15 protein-coding genes are annotated in these 16,594 nt (G+C 31.3%); 11 read left to right on the forward strand and 4 right to left on the reverse strand.

The window, feature by feature from the left end; translation table 11 throughout:
* Nucleotides 1-145: 145 nt before the first annotated feature.
* The gene (locus tag B2X73_RS07075; protein ID WP_286494700.1) at nucleotides 146-1,039 is read right to left on the reverse strand and encodes a lysylphosphatidylglycerol synthase transmembrane domain-containing protein; all 894 of its coding nucleotides are present in this window, start codon (nucleotides 1,037-1,039) and stop codon (nucleotides 146-148) included.
* 121 nt (nucleotides 1,040-1,160) lie between these two features.
* Here B2X73_RS07075 and B2X73_RS07080 point away from each other — a divergent pair, with 121 nt between their 5' ends.
* The 3 genes from B2X73_RS07080 (at nucleotide 1,161) to B2X73_RS07090 (ending at nucleotide 3,355) form a co-directional block, all read left to right on the forward strand.
* Nucleotides 1,161-1,961: an SDR family NAD(P)-dependent oxidoreductase gene (locus tag B2X73_RS07080; protein ID WP_125348676.1), complete on the forward strand. Its 801-nt coding sequence runs from the start codon at nucleotides 1,161-1,163 to the stop codon at nucleotides 1,959-1,961.
* A 3-nt stretch (nucleotides 1,962-1,964) separates the two neighbouring features.
* Complete coding sequence (locus B2X73_RS07085; protein WP_312357341.1) at nucleotides 1,965-2,339, forward strand: GNAT family N-acetyltransferase; 375 nt, start codon at nucleotides 1,965-1,967, stop codon at nucleotides 2,337-2,339.
* A gap of 74 nt (nucleotides 2,340-2,413) precedes the next feature.
* Nucleotides 2,414-3,355, forward strand: a complete 942-nt coding sequence (locus B2X73_RS07090; RefSeq protein ID WP_291047098.1) for a hypothetical protein — start codon at nucleotides 2,414-2,416, stop codon at nucleotides 3,353-3,355.
* A 60-nt stretch (nucleotides 3,356-3,415) separates the two neighbouring features.
* On the opposite strand, the gene B2X73_RS07095 is transcribed toward B2X73_RS07090, so the two are convergent.
* Genes B2X73_RS07095 through B2X73_RS07105 form a run of 3 tightly spaced genes read right to left on the reverse strand, consistent with a single transcriptional unit; the run spans nucleotide 3,416 to nucleotide 6,926 of the window.
* A complete protein-coding gene (locus B2X73_RS07095; RefSeq protein WP_115001523.1) occupies nucleotides 3,416-4,303 on the reverse strand; it encodes a DMT family transporter in 888 nt (295 codons plus the stop codon).
* A 50-nt stretch (nucleotides 4,304-4,353) separates the two neighbouring features.
* The gene (locus B2X73_RS07100) at nucleotides 4,354-4,908 is read right to left on the reverse strand and encodes a DNA-3-methyladenine glycosylase I (RefSeq protein ID WP_125348686.1); all 555 of its coding nucleotides are present in this window, start codon (nucleotides 4,906-4,908) and stop codon (nucleotides 4,354-4,356) included.
* 14 nt (nucleotides 4,909-4,922) lie between these two features.
* Nucleotides 4,923-6,926, reverse strand: a complete 2,004-nt coding sequence (locus B2X73_RS07105) for a thioredoxin domain-containing protein (protein ID WP_291064732.1) — start codon at nucleotides 6,924-6,926, stop codon at nucleotides 4,923-4,925.
* 76 nt (nucleotides 6,927-7,002) lie between these two features.
* Between B2X73_RS07105 and putP the strand changes: the two genes are divergently transcribed.
* The 8 genes from putP to B2X73_RS07145 all read left to right on the forward strand — a co-directional run bounded on the left by putP (nucleotide 7,003) and on the right by B2X73_RS07145 (nucleotide 16,489).
* Entirely contained in the window at nucleotides 7,003-8,502 is a 1,500-nt protein-coding gene (gene putP / locus B2X73_RS07110) for a sodium/proline symporter PutP (RefSeq protein ID WP_291069002.1), read from the forward strand.
* 99 nt (nucleotides 8,503-8,601) lie between these two features.
* Nucleotides 8,602-8,883 carry a DUF2750 domain-containing protein gene (locus B2X73_RS07115; RefSeq protein ID WP_219033741.1) on the forward strand — a complete coding sequence of 94 codons (282 nt, stop codon included), beginning with the start codon at nucleotides 8,602-8,604 and terminating at the stop codon, nucleotides 8,881-8,883.
* 205 nt (nucleotides 8,884-9,088) lie between these two features.
* Entirely contained in the window at nucleotides 9,089-10,873 is a 1,785-nt protein-coding gene (gene mutL, locus B2X73_RS07120) for a DNA mismatch repair endonuclease MutL (RefSeq protein WP_221854222.1), read from the forward strand.
* 82 nt (nucleotides 10,874-10,955) lie between these two features.
* Entirely contained in the window at nucleotides 10,956-11,621 is a 666-nt protein-coding gene (locus B2X73_RS07125; RefSeq protein WP_291047094.1) for a rhomboid family intramembrane serine protease, read from the forward strand.
* A 3-nt stretch (nucleotides 11,622-11,624) separates the two neighbouring features.
* The gene (locus tag B2X73_RS07130) at nucleotides 11,625-12,512 is read left to right on the forward strand and encodes a rhomboid family intramembrane serine protease (protein WP_221854224.1); all 888 of its coding nucleotides are present in this window, start codon (nucleotides 11,625-11,627) and stop codon (nucleotides 12,510-12,512) included.
* Between the two features lies 1 nt (nucleotide 12,513).
* A complete protein-coding gene (locus B2X73_RS07135; protein ID WP_291096094.1) occupies nucleotides 12,514-13,554 on the forward strand; it encodes an endonuclease/exonuclease/phosphatase family protein in 1,041 nt (346 codons plus the stop codon).
* Nucleotides 13,555-13,587: 33 nt separating this feature from the next.
* A complete protein-coding gene (locus B2X73_RS07140; RefSeq protein WP_291096096.1) occupies nucleotides 13,588-15,117 on the forward strand; it encodes a helicase HerA-like domain-containing protein in 1,530 nt (509 codons plus the stop codon).
* 4 nt (nucleotides 15,118-15,121) lie between these two features.
* Nucleotides 15,122-16,489: an exonuclease domain-containing protein gene (locus B2X73_RS07145; RefSeq protein ID WP_291066699.1), complete on the forward strand. Its 1,368-nt coding sequence runs from the start codon at nucleotides 15,122-15,124 to the stop codon at nucleotides 16,487-16,489.
* The last annotated feature ends 105 nt before the right edge of the window (nucleotides 16,490-16,594 follow it).

The following is a 16,594-nucleotide window of genomic DNA, read 5'->3' on the forward strand; positions in this document are numbered from 1 at the left end:
CCAACTGAGCTAAGAGACCTTCGTAATTGGATTGCAAATATAGGGCTGTTTTTGAATAATCCAAATAGTTAAAATGAAAAAAATTAAATAAAATTTAATGTTAGGAGTTAACTCTTTTCATTTCAAAGAAATAATTTTTTAGATTTTAAAAAGAAATATTCGTCTTTTTCTTTTTTTCTTCAATTTTAACGCCTTTAAATAGGTAAATAATCCCAATAAATGAGATCGAAATGGTGATGATAGAGAAAATAAATGCAGCACTTGTAGCTAAAGTTTCATCAAAATTGAATCGATGTGCAGCATACATAAACACTGCTTCTCTTATTCCAAATCCACTAAATGAGATAATCGATAAAATTCCTGATACTAAAAAGATCAATAAATATATACTGAAATTGTCTGGATGAATATTCAATCCTTCCAAAACAAAATACAACATACCAACTTGTATCAATTGTAATACAATCGAATAAATCATCGAGTTGTAAAAAGTTCTTTTATGAATAGGGAAAATGATTCCTAAAATAAATGGAACAGCTACAAAACCAACCAATGAAAAGATTAAAGAACCATATTGTATCCAAGGGTAATCTGTCAAATTTGAGAAAAATATTAGAAAAATGATGATTAACAACATTGCGCAAAGTCCAATAATTTTGTCAAGAAAAACCGCTTGCGAAATTTCTTTTAGACTGATTTTATAGTTTTTATTCAACACATAAACTTTGTATGCATCTCCACCAATTCCACCTGGAACAAAGGTATTGTAAAACATTCCTAAAAAATACAAACGTGCATTTGATTTATATGATAAATCAAGATTGATGTCCCGAAAATAATAGTCTAAACGAAAAACAGACAATGCTTGCGAAAGTACATAAAGGATAACAGCAATAAAAATATACGCCCAATTCGCATTTTTGTAATGACTGAAAATATCAAAAATATGTAGTTTAACAAAGAAGATATAATAGATTAACGCAATACTAATCGTTAATTTAATTCCTGTTATAATATATTTTTTAGTTTTTGGATTCAATTGAAATCTTTTGATAATTAACGCACAAATTTAGAGAATCTTCTAGTAACCATTCAAAAAATTATTTATCTACCAATATTTGTCTGATATTACGTAGTTTTGCGTTTAAATTAATCGAATCATGCAATCAAAAGTTATTGTAATTACAGGTTCTTCTTCGGGGGTAGGATTGACTTTGGCAAATTATTTTCACGATAAAGGACATCAAGTTTATGGTTTATCAAGAACAGCTAAAGGTCAAGAAAAATTTAAACATATTGCGACAGATGTTTCGGATAAAGAAAATGTAAAACGTAGTTTTCAGCAGATTTTTTCGGAAACAAATAACCAAATTGATGTGTTGATTAACAATGCCGGAATTGGAATGTTAGGCGCTGTGGAAGATGCTTCGAAAGCTGATATCGAGAAATTATTGGAGGTTAACGTCTATGGTCCAATTTATACAATGCAAGAAGTTTTGCCTACAATGCGCGCGCAAAAAAACGGTTATATCCTGAATGTTTCGTCGATTGCGAGTAACAATGGTTTGCCTTTTAGAGGATATTATTCGGCTTCGAAGGCGATGATTGATCGTTTGATTGAATCGGCTCGTTTGGAAAATCGTCACACAGGAGTAGAAATTGCTACGTTGAATTTTGGAGATATCAAAACCAATATTGCAGAAGGTCGTGTGAAAACTTTTGTGTCAAAATTTTATCAAAAAAGATATGATGCAATGGTTGCTGATATCGATCACGAAGTGCAAGATGGTACGCCAACAGAAGATTTGATTCCGATTATTGAAAATATTTTGGCTCAGAAGAATTTGAAACCACATTATTATATTGGAAAATCGATGCAGAAATTTTCGGTAATCTTGAAAAATATTTTACCTCAAAAAATGTTCGAAAATATTATTGCAAAATATTCAAAATTAGATTAATAGATGGAAAAGGTTATTTGGCATTATAAATCTTTTGACGATTTAACATCGAAAGAGCTATATAAAATAGTGCAATTGCGTAACGAAGTTTTTGTGATTGAACAAAATTGTATTTACCAAGATTGCGATGATAAGGATTTGGTTTGTGGACATCTTTGGGCAACGATTGGCGATGAGGTTGCAGCGTATTCTCGAATTGTTCCGAAAGGAACTTCATACGAAAACGAACCTTCAATTGGTCGTGTAATTTCGAATCAAAAGTTTCGTCGTTATGGATTAGGGAAACAATTGATGAAAAATTCGGTTCAAATCATTGAAAATCAATTTAAAACGTCTTCAATCCGAATTTCTGCTCAATCTTATTTGAAAGAATTTTAATCTTCGTTTGGCTTCGAGCAAGTTTCGGAAGAATATTTAGAAGACGATATTCCGCATATCGAAATGTTGAGAAAATGAAATTTCTAAAATACTTTTTCATAACGCTATTTTCAGCTTTCATTGCATTGGTTTTGGTTGATGTTTATTATTCGAATCAACTCAAAAAAATGGCTTTGTTTAGCGGAGAAGTGCAAGAATGGAATCAAATAAGAGAAGGAAAAACGACGAATGTTGAATTGGCTATTTTTGGTTCTTCGAGGGCGTTTATTCAAATTAATCCGAATATTTTAGAACAAGATTTAAAACTGACAACGCATAATTTTGGATTAAACGGAAGTAAATTTAAAATGCAATTGTATCGTTTCAATTTGTATTTAAATCATAATCCAAAACCGAAAATTGTTGTTTGGAATTTAGATACGTTTTCGTTTTCACACATTGATGAAGTTTTTCAACCAAATCAATATGCGCCATTTATGTTGTGGAATTTTAAATTGTATGGTGCATTAAAAGATTATAAAGATACAAAGTTGGTTGATTTTATTGTGCCGCTTTATCGTTATAGAGATCAAACGTATTGGAAAGATCAAATTGCAAGGGCGAAGAAAGAAAAACTGCATAAAGACGGACTCTTTCGTGATGATGGTTTCAAATCATATAACCGAAAATGGAATGTTGATTGGGAAAAAATGAAAAAGAAAAACTCTGATTTTGACTTTTCAGATTATGCTTTGTTAGAAGAATTAATTGCAAAATGTGAACAAGAAAATATTCAGTTAATTTTTACAATTGCACCCGAATTTTATAAAGGTCAAGATTATATGTTGAATCGAGAAGAAGTGATTAATCGTTATCAAACAACATTACAAAAGCATCATCTTCTGTTATTAGATTATTCGACTGATTCGATTAGTTTTAATCAAAAATACTTTTACAACACAACGCACATGAATTACAAAGGTGCGGATGCTTTTACAAAAGAATTAGCAAAAGATTTGAAAAAATATATAAAATAAAAAATCTCGTAAACCATTTGGTTTACGAGATTTTTAGTTATTGTTGAAGTAATGTTTAATCTAAATTACTTCAACTTTTTTTTCTTTTTTCTGTGTTAAATAAACGCCTGATAAAATCATTCCGAATCCAAATAAATGGATCCACATTATTTTTTCTCCAACCAAAAATCCCCAAAAAACAGAAACTACGGGCATTAAATAAGTAACCATTGAGGCAAACATCGAACCTGTAGATTGTATCAATCGGTAGAATAGTATCATCGCTAAAGCAGTTCCTAAAAGTCCTAAAATAGCAACAAAACCTAAACTTTTTAATTGTTGTTCTGTTCCTTCGAATACATCAAAAAATCCTGAAATAATTAAAATGAAAATTGAAGGTAATAACCAAATTGTGAATAGAGCCGAGGATAATTGAAATGATGGAACGTCGTTTAGATAGCGTGTTAAGATTAAACTATTCATTCCATAAAGCGCGGTTGCTAATACAATTAATAAACAATGTAAAAGACTATTTTCGCCAGAAAAACCATCGCCACCAATTAATAAAACAGCTCCAATAAATCCGATTATAGCTCCCAAAACTTGATTTTTAGTTCCTTTGATATTGAAAAATAAGGCTCCAAATAGTAAAATAAATAATGGAACTAAAGAATCTAAAATTCCAGCCGTTGAACTAGAAACGTGTGTTTGCGCCATTGGAAATAAAAACATTGGAATGAAATTTCCGCAGAAACCAGCCAATGCAACGTATTTTAATTTGTTTTTCGGAATCTTAAATAGACTTGGAATTCCCCAAATTGCCAAAACTCCTCCTGCAATTGTTAGTCGTAATGCTCCAACTTGATATGGCGTGTATGCGACCAATCCTTGCTTGATGAGAATAAACGAGCTTCCCCAAGTTAGCGCTAAAACGCCAAGGATGATCCAATGTTTTAGTTCGATTTTCATTTTTCTAAGTTTGCGCAAAGATGCACATTTCAGATGATTTTATTGAGCTGTTATTTACAAAAACAATCTGTTGTATGGTCATTTACCATTCCAGTCGCCTGCATATGTGCATAAATAGTGGTTGAACCAAAGAATTTGAAGCCACGTTTTTTTAAATCTTTTGCAATTTGATCTGAAATTTCGGTTGTTGCAGGAACTTCTTTTATCGAATTCCAATTATTTATAATCGGTTTGTAATCAACGTATTTCCATATAAAATCGGAAAAAGAGCCAAATTCTTTTTGAATTTCTATAAACAATTTTGCATTATTAATTGCTGCCGAAATTTTTCCTCGATGACGAATAATACCTTCATTTTGGACTAATTCATCAATTTTAGCTTCATCAAATTTGGCTACTTTCTCTACATTAAAATCAGCAAAAGCTTTTCTAAAATTTTCTCTCTTTTTCAGAATTGTGAACCAACTTAATCCTGCTTGAAAAGATTCGAGAATCAAAAATTCGAATAAAATTTTATCATCTTTTACAGGTTTTCCCCATTCGTTATCGTGATAATCGATGTAATCTTGGTCTTTATTTACCCAAGCGCAACGTGTTTTTTCCATGGTTTTTTAAATTTCTAAATATTTTTATAAGCTTCTTTAACCGAATAAACGGGTAATTGACAAGTGTAATTTTCGCAAATATGAATGGAAGTTTTATTTTTGATGAATCGGTTTTGAGTGATTTCTAAATTCTCGGTTTTTGAAGCAACAAAAATTGCATTTGGGACATAACATTGTTGAATTTGTTTCGAGAATTTTAATGCATTTTCGCCAACGATTACAATTTCTTTGAACGAATAAGCGAAATTTAGATATAATTGAATCCAATTTGCAAAACCAGTTGGATAATCGTGAATTTTTTCTTCGATATTGGTTAACATTTGTTTTGCTTGTTCAATGTATTTTTCTTGATTGAGAATTTTTCCTAATTTAAATAAATTATTTGCCATTACCGAATTTGATGATGAAATAACATTGTCATAAATCTCAAATGTTTCATTAACCAAAGGTGTGTCATAATGCGATTTGTATGCAAACATTTTATTCTTGTGATTATAAAATTGATTAAAAGTTTCTTCCGTTAATGTTTGGGCAGTTTCTAAATAATGCATCTCCGAAGTGACTTCATAAAGCTTAATTAACGCTTCAATCATTAAGGCATAATCATCCAAAAATCCGGGAATTGTAGTTTGGTTGTCTTTATAATTTCTGAACAAAATTTCACCATTCCATTGATTTTCTAAAATAAAATTGGTTGCATTTTTTGCTAAATCAAGATATTCATCATTTTCAAAAGTGATAAATGCATCACACAAACTTTTTATGGTTAAAGCATTCCAAGAAGTTAAAACTTTTTCGTCGCGATGAGGTTTTATGCGCTGTTCACGAATTGGATTAAGAATTTTTTTCCATTGAGAAATTTTGGTTTGAAGTTCTGTTGTTTTAATGTTCTGCTTCGTAGCAAAATCTTCGTCATCTGTCAATCGCATTAAAATATTATTACCATGTTCCCATTCTCCAAATTCATCAACATTGTAATATTGCTGAAATAAGTCAAAATCATTTTTCAAAATTGTTTTCAATTCATCCGATTTCCAAACATAATATTTTCCTTCTTCACCTTCAGAATCAGCATCAATAGCAGAATAAAAAACACTTTCAGGCGAAAGCATTTCATCTTTCAACCAATTAATTGTTTCTTCTACAACTGTTTTATATTCTTCTTCTCCAAAAACTTTATATGCATTTGAATAAAGCGAAAGTAATTGCCCATTATCGTAAAGCATTTTTTCGAAATGAGGAACTTTCCAATATGGATCAACTGAATAGCGCGAAAAACCACCTTTTAGTTGGTCGTAAATTCCACCAAAAGCCATTCTATCCAATGTTATTTTTGTTTGAATCAAACAATTTTTATTTTTTGTTTGTGTACCATATCGCAAAATGGTTTCCCAGGCATTTGGTAACATAAATTTTGGTGCACGATTAAAACCTCCCCATTCATCATCAAATTGTTGTTGCCAAAACTCAAATGTTTCATCAATTTTATTTGTTGAAAAAGTTGAAGAAGATTTCAATTCGATCGCCTCCATTTTATTCAAACCATCAGCAATAGAGTTGACGTATTCCATTGTTTTAGCTTGATTTTGATGATATAAATGATTGATATTTTCTAAGAGTTCAATCCATTGAACTTTCGGAAAATAAGTTCCGCCATAAAAAGGACGACCATCTGGCAAAGCAAAAACATTGAGTGGCCAACCTCCAGATTGATGAATTAATTGCGAAACATTCATATATAAAGCATCTAAATCAGGACGTTCTTCACGATCAATTTTAATGCAAACAAAATTATCATTCATCACTTTTGCGACTTCATCGTTTTCAAAAGATTGATGTTCCATCACGTGACACCAATGACAAGCCGAATATCCAATTGAAATAAGCAAAGGTTTGTTGACTTTTTTTGCATGATTCAAAACTTCGTCATTCCAACTTTGCCACCAAACAGGATTATTTTCGTATTGTTTCAAATACGGACTTGTTGCTGATTTTAGATTATTTTGTTGAAAATTCATGATTCTTGTTTAGAAATTTAAAGTTCGTACAATTTTTGTGGATGAAAAATTATATTTTCGACAAAAATTAAAACACATGAACATTTACGAATACATTTCTATTGGTGCATATATGGCTCTGATGATTGGAATCGGGATTTATTCTTACCGAAAATCAACAAGTAACTCAGAAGATTTTTTGATCGGAGGAAGGAAAATGGGAGCAGCTGTAACGGCGCTTTCTGCTGGTGCTGCTGATATGAGTGGTTGGTTGTTAATGGGAGTTCCTGGAGCAATGTATTTTACAGGTTTGTCGAGTGCTTGGATTGCAATTGGATTGACAACAGGATGTTTTTTGAACTATATTTTTGTCGCACCACGATTACGAATCTATACAGAAATCGCTCAAAATTCGATTACACTACCCGTATTTTTTGAAAATCGTTTCAAAGATAAATCGCGTTTATTAAGAATTGTTTCTTCAATATTAATCTTAATATTTTTTACATTATATACTTCTGCTGGAATGGTTTCTGGAGGCAAATTGTTTGAATCTGCTTTTGGATTAGATTATATGACTGGACTTTGGATGACAAGTTTTGTAGTTGTATTATACACTTTTTTAGGTGGTTTTTTAGCGGTAAGTTTAACTGATTTCGTACAAGGGACGATTATGGTTTTGGCTTTGGTTATTGTTCCGATTGTAGCAATTTCTGAAATTGGTGGAGTTGGTGAAACCTTTTCGTTGATTAATGATAAAGGCGATAAATATTTAGATTTATTTAAAGGTACAACAACAGTTAGTATATTATCCTTGATGGCTTGGGGGTTAGGATATTGTGGTCAGCCCCATATTTTAGTACGTTTTATGGCGATTGGAAACCCGAAAGATTTAGCGAAAGCTAAAGATATTGGAATTACATGGATGATTTTTACAGTAGGTGGAGCACTTTTAGTTGGTTTAGTTGGTATCGCATATTTAATGAAATTTGATCAAACAACAATGTTAAAATTTGATGGGTCTAAAACAGAAGCAGAAACGATTTTTATTTATTTTTCACGTGTTTTGTTTCATCCATTAGTTGGTGGATTTTTATTATCAGCAATTTTAGCAGCTGTAATGAGTACAATTTCTTCACAATTATTAGTAACATCAAGTTCGTTAACAGAAGATATTTACAAAGCATTTTTGAACAAAAAAGCAACACCAAAACAGTTATTAACAGCAAGTCGTTTATCGGTTTTAATTGTAGCATTAATCGCGGTGTTGTTGTCATTAACACCAAAAGATTCTATTCTAAATTTAGTTGGAAATGCTTGGGCAGGATTTGGATCTGCATTTGGACCAGTAATCGTTTTCTCTCTTTTTTGGAAAAAAACTTCTTGGCAAGGAGCTTTAGCAGGTATGTTAACAGGAGGAATTGTTGTCTTAGCTTGGGTTTATGTAAATCACGATTACAAAGATTGGTATGAAATGATACCTGGGTTTTTATCTTCGGTTATCGCAATTTATGTCGTTTCGTTAATGACTCAAAAACCTAATAAAGAAATTGACAAAGAATTTGATGAAATGAAAGCTGTTTTGAAAGAGAATTAACATGCATCCAAAAGAAATGGAAAATATATTAAAGTTAAATCATTTTGAGCGCTATCAATATTTATTCGAAAAATTGCTGACGGGGAAACTGCTTATATAATGATTTTTCCTGATGGTAATTATGCTATTTCTATAATTAATGATAAAAAAATATTTCCAATTTGGTCAGCGAAAGAATTTGCTGAATTAACAAAAAATGATGGTTGGGAAAATTGCAAAATATTGAAATTGACTTTAGATGATTTCGAAGAAACTCTTTTCTATTATATTGATGAAAATAATTTATTGATAAATGTTTTTCCTACAGATAAAACTGGTTTTGTCGTTAGTTTAGAAGAATTCGCTAGGGACTTAAAAGATGAATTAGAACAATATCAATGAAATATAAAAAAATAGGTAGAGGCATTTGTCTACCTTTTTTATTGCTGAAAATTATGAATTTATTATTCAAAAGTTAAAACTTAAAACATCAACAATTGTTGATAAGTTTCACTTGTAGAGAATAAGGTCAAAAGAGAGATTTGTTTGTATATTTGTAAAGTTTGATTAAAAAAATAGTCAAAATTAAATCAATTTATACGAAAAGATGAACGATATTATTCAATTACTGCCAGATCATGTAGCCAATCAAATTGCCGCAGGAGAAGTTGTACAACGACCAGCTTCTGTGATAAAAGAATTGATTGAAAATGCGGTGGATTCTGGTGCAACTTCTATTCAGGTAATTGTAAAAGATGCTGGCAGAAGCTTGATTCAAGTGATTGATAATGGTTCGGGAATGAGTGTGACAGATGTTCGAATGGCTTTTGAACGTCACGCAACTTCAAAAATCAGAAAGACAGAGGATATCTATAATATTCATACAAAAGGTTTTCGTGGAGAGGCTTTGGCGTCGATTGCTGCGGTTGCACAGGTAGAAACGAAAACGCGTCGAGAAGAGGATGAGGTTGGTTCGCAATTGGTGATTGAAGGCGGAGAAGTTCGCAACCAAGATCCTGTTGTTTGTCCAGCTGGAACGTCTATTTCGGTAAAAAATCTTTTCTATAATGTGCCTGCTCGTCGTAATTTCTTAAAATCAAATCAAGTTGAATTTCGTCATATTCAAGATGAGTTTCAACGTGTTTCGATGGCGCACGAAAACATTAGTTTCTTTTTACATCACAATGATGCAGAGGTTTATCATTTGAAAGCCGGAAATCTGAAACAACGTATTGCTCAAATTTTTGGAAAAAAATTAAGTTCACAAATTATATCCGTTGAAGAAGATACAGAAATTGTAAAAGTGAAAGGTTTTGTGGGGAAACCAGATGCTGCAAAAAAATCGCGTGGCGAACAATTTTTCTTTGTGAATAATCGCTTTATTCGTAGTGGATATTTGCATAATGCAATCGTAGATGCTTTTGAGAGTTTGTTGCCAACGGGGTATAGTCCTTCTTATTTTTTGTATTTAGAAATTGATCCGTCAAAAATTGATATTAACATTCATCCAACTAAAACAGAAATTAAATTTGAGGATGAAGCATTGATTTTTACTATTCTTAGAGCTGCTGTAAAACACGCTTTGGGACAATTTAATGTAATTCCTTCGTTGGATTTTGAACAAGATCCAAACTGGGCATTTATTCCATCTGCGACGGAAGATACAGAAATTAAAATGCCAGAAATTACGGTTGATTCTAGTTTTAACCCTTTCGAGCATCAACAAACAAGAGCGCCGAAACCGTCTGATATTCGTGCGAATATGGATTTTTATAAAGATGCTGTTGAGTTAGAAATCGAAAATAATCATGCGCATCAATTATTTGAATCTGAAGATTTTCATGATAGTTTTGAAGTAATTCAATGGATGAATCAATATTTGGTTGTTGAATATCGTGGCGAATTGTTAATCATCGATCAACATCGCGCGCATCAAAAAATATTATTCGAAAAATTTATACATTCAAATAATGGAAGTGCTTTGGTACAACAAATGCTTTTCCCGATTGAGTTGGAACTTTCGCCAAATGATCGTCAGAAATTAATCAATGTAGAGCATCAATTGTTGAGTTTTGGTTTTGATATTTCGTTGGATGAAGAAGCAATACAGATTAATGCGATTCCTGTTGATGTGCAACAAGAGGATGTAGTGTCTGTTTTTATGGATTTTATCGAGGAATTAGAATACCAAGAATCAATTGAATTAGAAAATACGTTTGCAAAAATTTTAGCAAAAAATGCGGCTGTTAAAAAAGGAGTTTCATTAAAATCTGAACAAATGCAAACTTTGGTTGAAGAATTGTTAAGACTACCAAATCCGAATTATACGCCATACGGACGCCCAATTTTTGTGCAGATGAATACGGCTGATATCAAAAAAACATTACAATAAACGAATGAGACAATCTATACCACCGATTACAAAGAATTTACTTATTATAAACGGTTTGTTCTTTCTAGCGACTTTTGTTTTTATGCAGACTAGGCAAATCGATTTGAGAGTGATTTTAGGTGCTTTTTATCCTGAGTCCCCCAACTTCAAATTTTGGCAAATTTTGACGCATATGTTTATGCATGCAGATTTTACACATATATTGTTTAATATGTTTGCGTTGTGGATGTTTGGCTCTGTTGTAGAGCAAACCTTTGGGCCAAAGAAATTCTTGACGCTTTATTTGTTAGCTGGTTTAGGCGGTTTTATATTGTTTAATGCAGTTAATTACTTTCAAATAGAGCAGCTAAAAGAAGCAGTTCAGGCGAAAGGAATAGGTTTTAGTCAAATTTATGAAGCTGCAAAATTGAATATGCAAGGTGGGTATCATACCAATTCAATTATTCAAACTAACCAAGCTGCATCAGAACTTTTGACAAATTATGTAACACCAATGGTTGGTGCTTCTGGAGCTATATATGGTTTATTGTTAGCATTCGCAGTATTATATCCAGATGAAAAATTAATGTTAATCTTTTTCCCTGTTCCGATTAAAGCAAAATATTTTATTCCAATTATGGTATTAATTGAGTTTTATATGGGATATCAAAACATCGGAAATGTGGCACATTTTGCGCATTTAGGAGGTGGATTGATTGGTTTCTTGTTAACAAGACATTGGAAAAAGAATTTATATAGATGGAATTAAGAAATGGCAAATAATATCTTAGACGATTTAAAATTAAAATATTCATCAGGAAATAGCGCAACAAAATTAATTTACGTTAACGTTGTGGTGTTTTTTACATTGTTAATTGTTGATTTTGTTCTTCGAACGGTAGTAAATTCTACGATTACAACAACTGGTTTGTTTGCTTTGTCATCTTTCGATGATTTGATTGTAAGACCTTGGCAAATCCTAACATATTCTTGGTTACATGGCAATCTTTTTCATTTGATAATGAATATGGTTTTGTTGTATTTCGTTGGGCAAATGTTTTTGCAACAATTTCAGAACCGAAATTTAGTTACATTCTATATTTTTGGAGGAATCGCTGGTGGAATTTTCTTTTTATTGTTTCAGAATTTATTCAATTATTCACATTTATTAGTTGGTGCTTCGGCAGCGGTTTATGCGGTGTTTTTTGCAATGATTTCTTATAATCCGAAAATGCCCGTTCGTTTGTTGTTGATTCCAACTTCATTTCCATTGTTGTATGTTGGTTATGTATTTATCGCATTCGATGTGTATAATATTATTGCTAATCAAAATGCAGGCGGAAGTATTTCGCATTTGGGAGGTGCTATTTTTGGTTATCTTTATATGAAACAATTTGAGAGAGGAAATGATTTTTTAGGTAACTTTATTTTCAAAATAGAGCAGTTATTTAAGAAAAAAGAGAAATCAACTTTCAAAACATATAAAAATATTTCTTCAACTTCTTCGCGATCAAATGTTCCGAAAGATGATTACGATTTTAATCATCAAAAAGTTGAAAAACAAAAGAAAATTGATGTAATTTTAGATAAGATTTCTCGTTCAGGTTACGAGAGTTTGTCCAAAGAAGAAAAAGACTTTCTGTTTAGAGAAGGTAGGTAAAATGAGTATAATCAGTAAGTTTAAACTAAATTATTTCAATCGTTTAGTACTAACAATTAATATCGTTTTTTTGTTAGTGGCTTATTGTGTCTATTTAAATAAAATTTTTACGCCTACAGAAATTCCATATTTTAACTTTATTTCGATTGGTTTTCCAATATTATTTGCATTTGGAGCAATGTTTTTACTGTATTGGTTACTGTTTAGCTGGCGACACTTTTTGTTAATTTTAGTTCTTTCAGCCGGATTATTTTACCCAATTTATCTTTCATATCCAATTGTACAATTCAATAAAGTTAAAGATAAAAAAGCTGATTTATCTGTATTGACATATAATGTACATGGTTTTAAAGAAGAAGGAACAAAAGAACTTTTGATTAAGAATAAGGCAGATATTATGCTGCTTCAAGAAGCGTATGAAGGTCAACAGAAAAGTCTAAGAAATAAAGAATTCAAAAATTACTATTCAGAATTTTATGGTTTATTGACAATTTATAGTAAATATCCTATTATTCAAACAAAAAAAATAACACCTGATGATAATGAAGAATTGAATGGACTTGCCGCTTATGCTGATATCGATTTGGGAAATGATACGATTCGTGTGATTAATGTTTATCTTGAGCCAATGTACATTGATAAAGCGATGGTGAAAGAAATTATTCAGTCTGATGATTCGCGAACTGCCGAAATTTCGAGTCGAAAAGTTGAGTTAAAATTGGTGCAAGGAATGCAAAAACATCAAAAACAGTTAGAAGCGATTATTCCATATATCACATCTTCGCGTCATCCAGTTATTTTGGGAACGGATCTTAATTCGACTCCAGTTTCTTACGAATATGAGAAGTTGAAAAAATATCTTCACGACTCTTATATAGAAGTTGGAAAAGGAAATGCGACAACTTTTCATGGATTTAAATTTCCAATTAGAATTGATTATTTATTTCATTCTAAATTATTTAAACCTATTGAGGCACATGTTATTCGAAAAAAATTCTCGGATCATTATCCAGTAGCTGTAAAATATAAAATTTCAGAATAAATTTTTTCTATATTTATTCAATAATCAATCAAAATGAACCAGAAAGAAAGCTTTATTCAAGAGATACAAAGTCGTTATTCTTATAAAAACGATAAAATAATTTTAGGCAAAGCCAAATTAGATGGCGAAATTGTAGAAGAAGTTGAAATTTCAGTAGCATTAAAAACAATGAATCGTCACGGATTGATTGGTGGAGCAACTGGAACAGGGAAAACAAAATCTTTGCAGATTATCGCCGAGCAACTTTCTCTGAAAGGTGTTCCAACTTTGTTGATGGATATCAAAGGAGACTTATCTGGAATTGGAGCTGCTGCAAATTCGGAAGATAAAAATGCGCAAGAAAGAATGGAGGCGCTTAATTTACCTTTTGATCCGCAAGCTTCTCCTGTCGAGTTTTTGTCTATTTCTGATGAACCAGGTGCAAAACTTCGTGCAACTGTAAGTGATTTTGGTCCAATTTTATTCAGTAAAATTTTGGAACTGAATGAAACACAAGAAAGTATTATTTCAATTATATTCAAATATTGTCAAGATCGTAATTTACCTTTGATTGATTTGGAGGATATTCGACGTGTTTTGCAATATGTGACAGATTCTGATGAAGGAAAATCTGAATTAAATTCGAATTATGGAACAATTGCGCCAGCTTCTTTGGGAGCTATTTTGCGCAAAATTGTTGCATTAGAACAGCAAGGTGCAACAAAGTTTTTTGGAGAACCAAGTTTTGATGTTCAGGATTTATTGAAAACGAAAGACGGAAAAGGAATTGTAAATATTATTCGTTTGATTGATATTCAAAATCAACCTAATTTATTTTCAACTTTTATGTTGAGTTTATTGAATAAAATTTATTCTCAATTCCCTGAATCTGGAGATTCTGATAAACCGAAATTGGTGATTTTTATTGATGAAGCACATTTGATTTTTAAGGAAGCTACGAAAGCTTTATTGAATCAAATTGAAACAATGGTAAAATTAATTCGCTCAAAAGGTGTGGGATTATATTTTGTAACGCAAGTTCCTGGTGATGTTCCTGATGCAGTTTTGAGTCAATTAGGTCTTAAAGTTCAACATGCGTTAAGAGGTTTTACTGCGAAAGATCGAAAAGAAATAACAAAAGCAATCGAAAATTATCCGACAACAACCTATTATAAAGCGGATGAGGTCATCACGCAATTAGGAATTGGAGAGGCTTTTGTGACAGCTTTAGACGAAAAAGGTATTCCAACTCCTTTGGCGTATACGTATATGCGAGCGCCAAATTCGAGAATGGATATTTTGACTTCAAATGAAATCGATACGATTACCTCAAATTCAGATTTAGTGATAAAATATGCAACTGATATTGATCGTGAATCTGCAAATGAAATTTTATCGAAAAAATTAGAACAACAAAAAAATATAGAGAAACCTGCTGCTAAAGCAACTTCAACAAGAAGTGTTCCTAAGGAAAAAGATTGGACAGATAATCCTGTTGTGCGTGATGTAAGTCGTACTGCAACTCGAAAATTGATGGATTTTGGAATGAAAATGTTAACTAATTTTTTAAAAGGAAAAAAATAAGCACGTGTACGCGATTTTAGATATAGAAGCGACTGGCGGAAAAGTAGGGGAAGAGTCAATCATAGAGATTGCGGTGTATAAATATGATGGAAAAGAAATTGTCGATCAGTTTATATCATTAGTCAATCCCGAAAAAAAGATTGACCAATATGTACAAAGATTAACGCATATTTCGGATAAAATGGTGCTGACAGCGCCTAAATTTCATGAAATAGCAAAACGTATTGTTGAGATTACAGATGATTGTATTTTAGTTGGACATAATGTAATGTTTGATTATAGAATGCTAAAACAAGAATTCGATCGTTTGGGTTATAATTACGAAAAAGAATGGATTGATACGTTCGAATATAGCGAAAAATTGATTCCAGGATTACCTTCATATTCTTTAGGAAAATTATGCGAATCGCTTGGAATTGTAGTGACAGATAGACACAGGGCTTCTGGAGATGCAAGAGCGACAATTTCTTTGTTTAAATTATTGTTAGATAAAGATTCGGAAAAAATAATCACGAAGAAAACAGGTTTAAAACAACCTAAAAAAGCACATTCTAAGTATCAGAAACTGCTTGAAGGTTTACCTAATTCTATCGGGGTTTATTATTTATACAATAGCCGAAAACAACTTATTTATATTTGTCGAAGCAATAATATTGCACGATCTATTAATCAAATTTTTACATCAAAAACTTTAAAAGCTAATAAGCTGAAACGTTATACACGTTCTATAAAATTCGAAGAAACTGGAAGTGGTTTTCTTGCTGCAATTAAAGAAAATAACGAGGTCTTGAATAATCAACCAATGTATAACGTAAAGTTAGTTGAGAATAAAGTTTATCCTTTTGGATTGTATTATTTGGAGTCTAAACGTGGTTATTCGAGATTAGAAATAGGGAAAGTTAGAAAGACACAACCTGTTTTGAAATTTAAAACTAAAGAACGTGCAAAAGAGGTTTTAGAGAAAATCGTTCATGATTATAATCTTTGTCAACAAGTAAATGCGGGAATTAAATCTGATGAATCTTGTTTCCAATATAAAGTAAATAAATGCAATGGAGCTTGTGTAAAAGAGGAATCTAAAGAAGTTTATAATGAACGAATTCAAAGTTTTATTAAAACAACTGAATATCCTTCCGAAACTTTTTTGATTATTGATAAAGGACGAAAAGGAATTGAAAAATCATTTTATTTAGTTGAGAATGGAGAATTTAAAGGATATGGTTATTACGAATATCATCATCAAATAAAAACGTTAGAAAAGATTCACAATATCTTAATTCCGATTAAAGAAACGGAAGAAATAAAAAATATGCTCAAATACTTTTTGTATAAAGTTTCTTCTAATTCTAATCAAATCATTATTATTGAATAATATTCTTTATGAAGAAAATATAAAAAATAATAAAAAAGCTCAGTTAATATTAACTGAGCTTTTTTGTATGATTAAATTTAGACTATACCCGTTGTGCATTTTAAA

It is taken from the genome of Empedobacter sp. UBA7252, from assembly GCF_002472765.1.
GTDB classification, from domain to species: Bacteria; Bacteroidota; Bacteroidia; order Flavobacteriales; family Weeksellaceae; genus Empedobacter; species Empedobacter falsenii_B.